The sequence below is a fragment of the Sphingomonas sp. KR3-1 genome (assembly GCF_040049295.1).
Classification (GTDB): Bacteria; Pseudomonadota; Alphaproteobacteria; order Sphingomonadales; family Sphingomonadaceae; genus Sphingomonas.
This window is the reverse complement of the sequence record NZ_JBDZDQ010000001.1, coordinates 1230359-1241428: the sequence shown is the minus strand read 5'-3', so window position 1 is coordinate 1241428 and position 11070 is coordinate 1230359. Positions and strand designations below refer to the sequence as shown.

Annotated in this window: 8 protein-coding genes; 2 read left to right on the top strand and 6 right to left on the bottom strand. The window is 67.7% G+C overall.

The features are described 5' to 3' along the window. From ABLE38_RS06190 to ABLE38_RS06180, 3 genes are all read right to left on the bottom strand, one after another. Positions 1-2202, bottom strand: a complete 2202-nt coding sequence (locus ABLE38_RS06190) for a TonB-dependent receptor (RefSeq protein WP_348973285.1) — start codon at positions 2200-2202, stop codon at positions 1-3. A gap of 110 nt (positions 2203-2312) precedes the next feature. Continuing rightward, complete coding sequence (locus ABLE38_RS06185) at positions 2313-3335, bottom strand: dipeptide epimerase (protein WP_348973284.1); 1023 nt, start codon at positions 3333-3335, stop codon at positions 2313-2315. A gap of 4 nt (positions 3336-3339) precedes the next feature. Then, positions 3340-5313 carry a serine hydrolase domain-containing protein gene (locus ABLE38_RS06180; protein WP_348973283.1) on the bottom strand — a complete coding sequence of 658 codons (1974 nt, stop codon included), beginning with the start codon at positions 5311-5313 and terminating at the stop codon, positions 3340-3342. 148 nt (positions 5314-5461) lie between these two features. Here ABLE38_RS06180 and ABLE38_RS06175 point away from each other — a divergent pair, with 148 nt between their 5' ends. Further along, positions 5462-6091, top strand: coding sequence for an XRE family transcriptional regulator (locus ABLE38_RS06175; protein ID WP_348973282.1), 630 nt, complete (start codon positions 5462-5464; stop codon positions 6089-6091). A 70-nt stretch (positions 6092-6161) separates the two neighbouring features. Then, complete coding sequence (locus ABLE38_RS06170) at positions 6162-6854, top strand: Crp/Fnr family transcriptional regulator (RefSeq protein WP_348973281.1); 693 nt, start codon at positions 6162-6164, stop codon at positions 6852-6854. Here ABLE38_RS06170 and ABLE38_RS06165 read toward each other — a convergent pair. Genes ABLE38_RS06165 through ABLE38_RS06155 form a run of 3 tightly spaced genes read right to left on the bottom strand, consistent with a single transcriptional unit; the run spans position 6851 to position 10883 of the window. Then, complete coding sequence (locus ABLE38_RS06165) at positions 6851-8428, bottom strand: tetratricopeptide repeat-containing protein (protein ID WP_348973280.1); 1578 nt, start codon at positions 8426-8428, stop codon at positions 6851-6853. The genes ABLE38_RS06170 and ABLE38_RS06165 overlap by 4 nt on opposite strands. Before the next feature lie 3 nt (positions 8429-8431). After that, positions 8432-9157, bottom strand: a complete 726-nt coding sequence (locus ABLE38_RS06160) for a hypothetical protein (protein ID WP_348973279.1) — start codon at positions 9155-9157, stop codon at positions 8432-8434. A 16-nt stretch (positions 9158-9173) separates the two neighbouring features. Continuing rightward, the gene (locus tag ABLE38_RS06155; protein WP_348973278.1) at positions 9174-10883 is read right to left on the bottom strand and encodes a TIR domain-containing protein; all 1710 of its coding nucleotides are present in this window, start codon (positions 10881-10883) and stop codon (positions 9174-9176) included. Between the last annotated feature and the right edge of the window lie 187 nt (positions 10884-11070).

The following is an 11070-nucleotide window of genomic DNA, read 5'->3' as shown; positions in this document are numbered from 1 at the left end:
TCAGAACGAGAGATCGAAAGCGACGCCGATCGTGCGCGGCTGGAGCGGCGTGATCGCGAGGAAGCTCGGCTGGTTGAGCCCGTCGGTCAGCGTCGAGCGCTGCAGCTCGCCCTTGTCGTCGAGGAGATTGCGGGCATAGGCGCGCAGCTTCCAATGCTCGCCGATGTTTAGCGCCGCGTTGAGATCGACCGCAGTATAGGGCGTTGCCCGCGCCGTCAGCGGATCGCTCTCGACCAGCGACAGCCGGCTGCTCGCATGGCGCACGCCGATGCCGAAATCGCCCGACAGCCGGTCGCCGAACCCTGCATGATAGTCGAGCCGCGCCGAGCCGCTGAATTTGGGCACGCCGGGCAGCTGGTCGCCGTCCGCGCCGCTGATCTCGGGCACGTCCTCACTGAGCTTGGCATCGGTGTAGGAGGCGGTCAGCCCGAGCGTCAGGCCGGGCGTCGGGCGCATCTCCAGCGTGCCCTCGACGCCCTGGCTGCGCGCGCGGCCGCCATTGGCCTGGCCGGAGACGCCGCCGAATGCGCGCGTCACCTGGATGTCGTTCCAGTCCATGTAGAAGGCGGCGATGTCGATCGAGACGGCATGCCCGGCGAGGTCCGCCTTGAAGCCCGCCTCATAGTTGGTGAGCGTGTCCGAGCCGACGCTCGGCGGCACGTTGGGAACGATGACGTTGGGGCCGCCCGGGCGATAGCCGGTGGCGACGCGGGCATAGAGCATCGCGTCCTTGTTCAGATGGACCTGCGGGCTGACGCTCCAGGTGACCACCTCCTCCGAAGATTTGCCGGGATCGTTCGCCTGGGGCACGATCGCGCCCGAGCTGATCTGGCGGAAGGTCTGGTCGTTGCGGGCCCAGCGCACCCCGCCGGTCACTTCGAAGCGCTTGCCGAAGCGCAGCGTCGCGTTGCCGAAGACGGCATATTCCTTGTAGGTCGCCGGCAGGCCGACCGTGGCGAGCGGATCCAGCGCGGGAATGACGTTGCCCGCCATGTCGTACGAGCGGACGAGCTGCGAGTTGGAGCTTTTCTCGTCGGTGTAGAAGCCGCCGACCAGCCATTCGAAGCGACCGCCGCTCGCCGAGGCCAGCCGCACTTCCTCGGTCCATTTGCGCAGGCCGAGCTTGATCTCGAACGGGGTGACCCCCGGTGCGATCGCGCCACCGGTGAGCAGCGGGAACAGCACGCCGAACGCATAGGTGGCGTCCTGGAGCTGGGTCGCGTGGGTGGTGCTGTGCGTGGTGGTGGAGGTCGCGGTCACGCCGCCGAAATCATAGTCGAGCGTCGCGGCATAATATTGCAGCTCGGTCTTGAAGGCCTCGCCGACATAGTTGTTGTACGACATGCCGTCGCCGAGCCGCTTGCCGGTCAGATCGGCGGCGTAGAGCCCGTTGCCGTTCGAATCGAGGTCCTGGTAGATCGCGGTCAGCCGCGCGGTGAAGCGGTCGCTCGCCTGCCACAGCAGGGCGGCGCGGCCGCCGACCTGCTCATAGTCATTCTGGTCGCGCAGGCTCGCGTTGTTGACGCTGTTCACGAATCCCGGCGTCTTGCGCCAGGCGAAGCTGCCGGTGACGCCGAGCTTGCCTTCGACCAGCGGCGCGTTGAACATCGTCTGGCCGGCCCAGCCGAGCTGCCCCGCCCCGTTGATCCCGAAGCCCTCGACCCCGCCGCGCACGCTGAACTTGGTCGTGCTGGGCGAGACCGTCACATATTTGAGCAGGCCGCCGATCGAGCTTGCGCCGTAGAGCGTGCCCTGCGGCCCGCGCAGCACTTCGATGCGCTCGATGTCATAGGGCAGCAGGTCGAGCGAGAATTGCCCGCCGCGATTGTAGATCGCGCTCGATCCCACCGGCGCATCGTCGAGATAGATGCCGACGGTCTGGCTGGCGGTGAGCGGCGCGATGCCGCGCAGCGTGATCGTGGTCTGGCCCGGCGTGCCGGTGGTCGTCACCTGCAGTCCCGGCACATAGCCCGCATAGTCGGTGAGCGAGGCGGCACCCTGTTCCTTCAGTTCCTCGCCGCTGACGACGCTGATCGAAACCGGCACGTCGAGAAGCTTCTGCTCGCGCTTCTGCGCGGTGACGACGATCTCGTCGTCGGAATGCGCGGCGGGCGCGGCGTCCTGCGCGAAGGCTGCGCAGGGCATCAGCGTGCCCGCCGCGACGGTAATCAGCAATTTGGCTCGGTTGGTCATGCGCGTCATCGTCGGTCTCCCCCTCGGGACTTCGATGGCGTCCACCTCGTGGACGATGGCTACTTGCCTGATCAGGATGCTATTATCCTGATCAGAGAAGAGTCAATCCAATTTGACAATTAAGTTGCAGGCGTGGCCGAAAGGGCACGCTGACCCCAGACTGCCTCGGGGCAATCGATCATGCCGTCGCGGTAGACGATGCCCGGCACCCGGTCGGTGGCGAGGAAGGTCGGGCCGTCGAGATCGACCACGTCGCAGAGCTGGCCGAGCAGCCAGGCCGGCGCCATCGCCCAGCTCGATCCGACCATATTGCCGACCATCACGTCGAGCCCAAGCGTGCGCGCCCGCCGCGCGATGGCGATCGCCTCGGTAAGCCCGCCGCATTTGTCGAGCTTGATGTTGACGGTGTCGAACCGACCGACCAGTCCGTCGACATCTGCGAGCGTCAGCGCGCTCTCGTCGGCGGCGATCGGGATCGGCGACTTGAACCCATCGAGATCCGCCTCGCGCCCGCGCGCCAGCGGCTGCTCGAGCAGCGCGATGCCGCAATCGACCAGCGCGGCGATCAGCGGCTCGAGCTCCCCGATCTCGAACCCCTGATTGGCGTCGACGCCGATCCAGCATTCCGGCCGCTCGGCGCGGACCGCGCGCACCCGGGCGATGTCGAGGTCGAGATCGCCGGTGAGCTTCAGTTTGAGCGCGCGTGCATTGGCGTAGCCGCGCGCGCCCTCGGCCATCACGGCGGGATCGTCGGCACCCAAGGTAAAGGTTGTCAGCAGCGGCCTGGGCTCGGGGAGCCCCGCGAGCTTCCACACCGGCACGCCCTCGCGCTTGGCATCGAGCTCCCACAGCGCGCAGTCCGCCGCGTTGCGCGCGCCGCCGGGCGGGAGCGCCTGGTGCAGCTCCGCTCGGTTCATCCCTCCGCGCAGCCCGTCGGCGACCGTCGCCAGCGCCGCGGTCATCGCCGCGTCGTCGTCGCCCAGATAATAGACGCCGCTCGCCTCGCCGCGCCCCGTGTGGAGGCCGTCACGCAGCGTGACGACCACCACCGGAGACTCGGTGAAGACATGGCCGGAGATGCGGAACGGCTTCGCAAACGGAAGCCGTTCCACGGCGATGTCGAGCGAACGGCGCATCACCATCTACTCAGAACTCGGTCCCGAACGAGACCAGGTTGAAGGCCAGCGCCACCCACAGGATGAAGAACACCCCGAGGACGAGCAGCAGGCTCCACGCCTTGGCGAACCAGCCGCGCTTGTCGCGCCAGGTCAGCCAGGCGTTCCAGATCGACAGGCCGAACATCCCGAAAAAGGCGAGCGTGCCGACGAACTGGACGAGCAGGATCAGCCAGTCGGTCTTGCCATGGCTCTCGAAATCCTCGAGCCCGGTGATGACGACGCCCCACAGCGCCAGCACCGCCAGCACTAGCCAGGCGAAGCCGCGCAGCACGCGGTAGGTCCGCCGCGCCTCGCCCTGCAGGGCAAGCTGCGCGCCGTAGCGGCGCCGTGCGATCCAGCCGACCGGCCAGGACAGCGCCGTCAGCAACACCATGCCCACGCCGAACAGCAGCGCCGGGACCAGCCACGCCGAGTCGAGCGACGCGGGCGTGCGGTACCAGATCATGAAGGGCGAGACTTCGCCGAAGCTCCAGCGCGCGACCTTGCCGTCGATCACCTGCGCGGCGAGCCGCTCATGGCCATAGGCATCCTGCCAGACGAAGGGCGCGACTTCGATCAGCTTGCGCGGGGCGCCGCCGGGGCTGGTCAGCGCCGGGATCACCGGGCGGCCATCGGCGTCGAGGCTCACCTTGGTATCGCCGAGCAGGTTGATGATCTTGGCGAAGGTCGAGTCGATCCGGCGGCTGTTGGTCCAGCTGCCGACGAGCAGCTTGGCATGCTCCTTGGCGGTCGGCAGCTCCTTGGGCGGCGCCTGGTTCGGATCGGGCAGGTAGCGATCGGCGAACGCGTCGAACAGCGAGCCGCGCAGCACGCGGGTGACCCCGTCCTTGCCGCTGCTGTTCATCGAGATGTAGAGGCCGATCTTCTCTTCCGGGAAGATCCACAGGTCGCTGTGGAAATAGACCGTGTCGCCGCCATGCGCGATCGCGCGATGGCCGTTGATGCGCTGCTCGTAGAAGCCGAGCGCCATCGTGTTGATCGCCGGGATCGCGCTCGGCTGCGGCGCGTGCATCAGCTTCGCTGTCTCGGGCTTGAGCAGCGGGCCGCCGTCGTTGAGATGCGCGATCATGAACTTCGCCATGTCGCCGCCGCTGATCGCGGAGGCGCCGGCGGGGGCCATGCCGATCTGCTCATAGCCCTTGGCCGGGCCGGAACCCAGCTCATAGCCCTGCGACATGAACGGCTTGAGGCGATCGGGCAGCGGCTGGCGGAAGCTGGCATATTGCATGCCGAGCCGGGCAAAGATGTTCTTCTCGATATAGTCGTCGAACGGCATGCCCGAGACGCGCTCGACGATATAGCCGGCCAGCGCGGTGGCGTAGTTCGAATAGGCCGGGGTGCTGCCCGGCGCATAGATCCGCGCGGGGATCCGGTGCTTGAGCACGTCGCCCAGGCTGGGCACCGGCTTGTCGAAGGTCAGCAGGCCCTTGATGATCTCCTCGAAGCCCGCCGTGTGCGTCATGATGTTGCGCAGCGTGATCGGTTTGCCCTGATAGGGCGGGATCTTGAAATCGAGATACTGGTTGACGTCGGCGTCGAGGTTCAGCTTGCCGGCCTCGACCAGCTGCATCACCGCGGTCCAGGTATAGAGCTTCGACGTCGAGCCGGGGCGGAACAGCGTAGTTGCCGGATCGACCGGCTTGCGCTTTGCCACGTCCGAATAGCCGAAGCCACGCTCAGTGACGACCTGGCCGTCCTTGACGATCACCACCACTGCGCCGGCGACATCGCCGCGGGCGAGCGCATAGGGCATGTAGCCGTCGAGCCAGGCGTCGGCATCCGCCTTGGTGAGATCGGCCGCGACCTGGCCGCTCGCCGGCGCGGCGGCCGGATGGGCCTGCGGTACCGGCGTGAGCGGTGCGGGCGCCTGGCTGAAGCTCGGCACCCCTATCGCGAGCCCCAGCAATCCTGCCGTGAGCGCCGCGAGCGAACGTTTCCACATTAGCGCGTCCTTTCCTGTTCCCCCGCCCAGGACCCCGGCATGTCGATTGCGCCGGTGTGCATCTGCGGCTAGGCTGCGAAATGTAAACTAATACGCCTGATTGAGACATGATGATCCTATTCGGAAAAATGTCAAACCGAGGTGCGGCATGGCGACGCGGCTGAAGCCCGAGCATCCGACGCTGGGCACGCTGCTCAAGGCGCTGCGCGCCCGGAACGGCTGGACGCTCAAGGAGATGAGCCTGAAGAGCGGCATCCCGGTGTCGACTCTGTCCAAGGTCGAGCATGACCGGCTGACGCTGACCTATGACAAGCTGCTGCAGCTCAGCCAGCGGCTCAACATCCGCATGTCCGAGCTGTTCGCCGAGACCGATTCGGCGCCGGAGACGCAGGTGACCGCGCGGCGCAGCATCGGCGATCTCGATCGCGCGGTGCGGGTGAACACCGCGAACTACGACTATTATTATCTCTGCACCGAGCTGCGCCGGAAGCGGATGATCCCGGTGATCACCAAGGTGCGCGCCAAGACGGCCGAGGAGTTCGGCGACCTCGTCCACCATTCGGGCGAGGAATATATCTTCGTCGTCAGCGGGCGGATCGTCGTCCACACCGAATTCTACGATCCCGTGCCGCTCGAAGCGGGCGAATCGATCTACATCGATTCGAACATGGGGCACGGCTATGTGACCGGCGACGGGTGCGACGAGGCGGTGATCCTGGGCGTCTGCTCCAGCGCCGAGGACGGGCTGATGGATTCGCTGCTCAACCTGCACGGGTAGCTGCGCGGCCACCGGCTGGCGCTCGACCGGGTTATTGTGCGAACCGGCGCTTCGGCGCAGGCTGGCCGTCATGCCCGAAAGCGATCGCACCTCCGCCGCGCCCGACAGCCGCCACATGGCGGTGGTGGTGGCGGCGTTTCGCTGCGATGCCGGAACGGCGAGCGACATTGCCGCACGGCTGGCGATCGTCCGTCGCAGCCCGCGCCAGGTCGTGCTGGCGGTCGGCGAGACCGGCAGCGACGCCTGGCTGATACTCATCGGCGAGGCGCATGCCGTGCTCTATTCGGCGGCCGGGCATCTCGTGCTGCTGCATCGGCTGCTGCCGGGCGATCTGTTCGGCGAGCCGATCGGCCTGCCCGCCGCCGCCGAGGGCGTGCAGGTCGTCGCGGTCGGCCCGGTCGAGGCCGGACGCTTTCGCGCGATCGATTTCCTGATGCTGATGGAACGCCACCACTGCGTGGCGCAGGCCGTGGTGCGCACGCTGTCCGGGCGGCTCGACGAGACGACGCGGCGGATGATCGCTGGGGCGACGCTGTCTGCAGCGGGCCGCGTGCATGGCGAGTTGCTGCGCCTGGCGCGGCTGGCCGATGGGCGCTGCATCCGCCCGGCGCCGGTGCTCTCCGAACTGGCGCTGGCGGTGCAATCGACCCGCGAGACCGTGTCGCGGGCGATCAACGCGCTCGAGCGATCGGGCATCATCACGCGCTCGGCGGAGGCGCTCGAGATCGTCGCGCCGCACCGGCTGGAAGAGTTGGTCTATTAGCGCGAACCGGTGACCAGTGCGAAAAGCGGCAGCGAAGGGCCGGACGCGCCGCCATAGTCGCCGAGCGGGATGCTCGATATCTGGCCCGCGTGCAGCGTCAGCGCGTCCGCGAACACGTCGTCCACCGTCGCAGTCCAGGGCGGGCAGATCGCGGCCACGGCTTCCGCGGTCGCCACGGCCGACCCGGCCAGCGCTCCCGCAACGTCGCGGACCAGGCCATAGGTGCCGGCAACGCGGGTCGGCCGCTGGCCGGACGTGCGCTCGGCGACGGCTAGGGCAAAGCGCGCCGCCTCGGCAATGTCGCCGAAGCCGAGCAGCAGGGCGTTGCCATGCGCCTGCACGTGCTGCGCGGGGCCAGGGTCCAGCCGGGCGCGGACCTGGTCGATCCAGTCGTCCAGCGCATCGTCGCTGGTGATCTCGCAGCCCGGCGCGACCAGCACCAGCGCCATCAGCGCGCGGTGCTCCGGCGTCTCGACCTTGCCGGCGGAGGGCGGCACCGCGGCGTCGCGCGGCCAGCGCAGCACGACCTGGTCGGTGTCGGGGCGTCGCGGCCAGACCGCCGCGTCGCGCGCGGTGCCGGCGCCGCTGCCGAACGGGGCGGGTCCCTCGTCGATCACCACCAGCTGGAGCGCGTCTGCGGCCAGGCGATCGGCGTGGAGCAGTGCGGCACCCATCGCAACTTCGGCGGCCAGCGCCGTCGGCAGCGGGTCGAAGCAACGTGCGGTGTTCGCCACGATCCGCAGGCTCGCCGCGGCGGCCAGGCAGGCCTGGTAGCGCGGCATCCACTCCGCGCCATAGGGCGCCACCGATTGCCGGGCGAAGGCATCGGGCGGGCAGGGCAGGACGATATGCAGCGCCGCGCCGGCCGCCAGCGCGGCTTCGGCGGCCAGCAGGTCGGCACCTGCGGCGAGCGCGCCGAACGCGAATCCGACTCGGCGCTCGGCGATGACCCGCGCGATCTCGGCGCGCAGGCTATCGGCGCCGGGCGGGGCGATGCCGAGATGGCCGGCATAATGCAGGCTGGCAGGCGCGCGAAACCGGCCGAGCCAGCCACTGTCCTGGCCGGTGGTATCGAGGATCCGCGCGAACTGGCGCAGGGTGCCGGCGCGTTCCTCCCACCCGGCGGGCAGCAGGCGCGCGGCGTGCGCCAGCGCCTGTTCGGCGCCGTCGCGATCGCCGCGCAGCAGCAGCGCCTCGGCCTTGGTCGCGGCGATATAATAGGGCGTTTCGGCGACGTCATGCGCCAGCCGCGCCAGCACGTCGCCAGCGATCGCGGCACCGCGATCGGGGGCGCCGGCAAGCGTCGCCAACGCTGCGACGTTGATCAGCAGATAAGGCGCCGGCGCCAGCGCGTCCGCCGCGGCATAGGCCTGCTCCGCCTGCGCCAGCAGCGCGAGCCGCTCGGAGCCTTGCGCGTGCCACGCCCGATCCTTGAGCAGCCGCCCTTTGAGCGCGAGCGCAGCTGGGTCGTCCTGCCGCGCGGCATGACCTTCGGTTTCGAACAATTGCCAGGCTCGGTCGATGGCACCGAGCCTGGCAAGGGCGGAAATTCTCGTGAGCGAGGCAATGGTCATGGATCAGGGCTGCTCCGGCGGGCCCTGGTTGGTGCCGCTGGGATCGAGGATCATGATGGCCCGCGGGGTTGCGGCATCATCGAAGGCGACGTCGAAATAGAAGTCGAAATCATATTTCGTCTTGTCGTTTTCGATACTTAAATTCCCAAATTCATCTTGGCGAACCATATGGTTTATAAAATAAACAGCTGTGCGCTCTGCGCTTCGGTCCTGCTCTTCGGATGTGTCGACGATAAAATCGTCTGCGTCGTAGAAGCAGGCGTTGCTGCTCTTGCTGGATTTCTTCGGATTAACCGCAACCGCCCCTTGATTGAGGGTTCTCCTATGCAATGCCCAGGTAACCTCATCGATCACGATCGCGATATAGCTAACGCGCCTCCATATAATATTCTGAAAATTTCGCTCCTTGAGGAGCTCAACATTGTCCATGCCATTCGGCTTGGCAGCGTTCCGGGCCAAATCGGTGATAATTTGCTCGATCGCGCCGTCTTCGATGGCTTCCCATTTGGCTGGGTCTTTGATTGGGCCGTTGGAATAAAAATAGTGATCGGCCTTCAGTGCATTGTTCTCGTCGAGGCTCGCAAAGTAAAAGTAAACACACTTGGGTATCTCATCATAAAGGGGGTTCTTGTTGGGTTTGCCGAGATACATGTCGGCATTCTGCACGGCGTTGGCCTTGGCTTTGGGGTCTGTGATCAGATCGTCGATCAGAGTATCGATATAGCCCATCGAACTTTCCTTCGTCTCATTCGGCAGCGGGCGCGGCTGCCACGCGCTGTACGCACAACGGAATATCGGCCAGGACCGGGTTGCCCTGGCTTCTGAAGCGAGCGACCGCCGCGGCGATGCGCCGCCGCAGTTCTGTCAGGGTCGGGCCTTGGGCGGCGGGCGCGATGTCGAGCAGGTCGCACGCAACCCTTGTGTCGAATGCGCTCCATTCGGAATTCTTCGGATCATGCGCGACCAGCCATTGCGAGCGGGCATAGGCGCTGCGCGTCATCGTCGCGGCGGTGGCGGCGTCCCCTGCCCGTAGCGAGACCCTGCCGACCGATCGTTCGGCGGTGGCGAGCGTGTAGATCTTCCCGGCGTCGCTGGGATCGGCATCGACGATCTGCTGGTCGATGCGATATTGGCGCCACCGGATGGCGAGCGCCTGTCGCCATAGCCGGCGCTCATAATAGCTGTCGGCAAGGTCGGCATAGGCGTTCGCCAACGCGCTCTGTATCTCGAAATCCCCCGGCCGCTTTTGTCCGGCTCGGCTGATCCAGGCCACGCCCGCGCGAAGCAGCGGCTCGGCGGCGGGATCGCGCCGACCCTGGGCGACGACGCCGAGGTCCTGGGCGCTCCACCCCATCTCCATCATGTAGTCGGGGTTGGCTGGATCGAGGGCGATCAGCCGCGCGGCACCGGCGGCATAGCGGCGATACTGGATCTCTGCCTGCGGCCATTCCTTGCGCGCCCGGTAGACGCTGCCGATCCAATAGTCGCTCTGGGCTTGCGCGAGGATCGCCTTGGGATCGCGCGGGCGCCGTGCCAGCGCGGTGCGGGTCGCGGCGTCGGCGTCGCGGAACCAGATCAGCGCGCGGGCCTGGTCGCCGCTGGTCTGGGCGTCCTCCCCTAGCGCGTGCATCAGGCGGGCGCGCCGCTCGAGGCTGTCGTCCGGCAGCGCCGCGAGCGCGGTCGCATCGCCATAATAGGCGATGGCGCGGCGATTGGCTGCCTCCATCACGTCGAGCCGGCCGACCTTCTTCAATTCCCTGCGCAGGTCGGTCAGCATGAATTCGACTAGTCCTTCCGCCTTGGCGTGTTGCCGTTCCGCTTCCGCTCGCGCCTGGACGGCGATGACGAGCAGCGCCGCCATCCCTAGCGCGGCGATCGACGCGGCGAGCGTGACGGCCATCACGCGGCGAAGCCGGCGCTGGGCGTCGCGCTGGATCAGCGCATCGAGGTCGAGCCCGGTCAGCCCGGCGATCAGCTTCAGCCGGGCGAGACGCGGTCCGTCGCCGCGGGGCCGGAAATCGGCGGCGATCGGCTCGCAGACCGCGCCGCGATCGACTCGCATCGAATCGGGAAAGGCCTGGGCCGGCTCGCCGTCGAGCAGCGCCGCGAGCACGGGGCGATCGGGCGATTGCGCGCGGAACAATGCGACCTCGCGCTCCACCCAGGGCGAGACGCGTGCCGTGGGCGAGCACAGCACCACCAGCGCGTCCGAAGCGGCCAGCGCGTCGCGGATATGCGCGCCCAGATCGGCGGCGGCGGCCAGTTCCTCGCGGTCGCGGAAGATCGGCGCGAGCCGGCGCGGCACCGGGCCCTGCGGCGTCGCCTGGCCGACCAGGCGCCTCGGCACCCGATATTGCTCGAGCGCGCGATGCAGGCGGCGCGCGGCCGCGGCATCGGCATGGCTATAGCTGATGAACGCGCGAAAGCGGCGCGTCGCGGCATCGTTCTCCGACATGCCAGTTCCCCGTCGCGGCCCCCCGCCGCGCCCGACAGGGAGATCAACACCGACACCGGCACCTGTCCATCAACGTTCGGTCCGTTTCCGCGTAACGCCGCGGCTGCATCGCCGAAAATCCGATCCGAAACCGAGCCTGGCGAGCCGCGGAAAAAGCCGGGGATTAACGCAGGTTAGTCCGCGCACC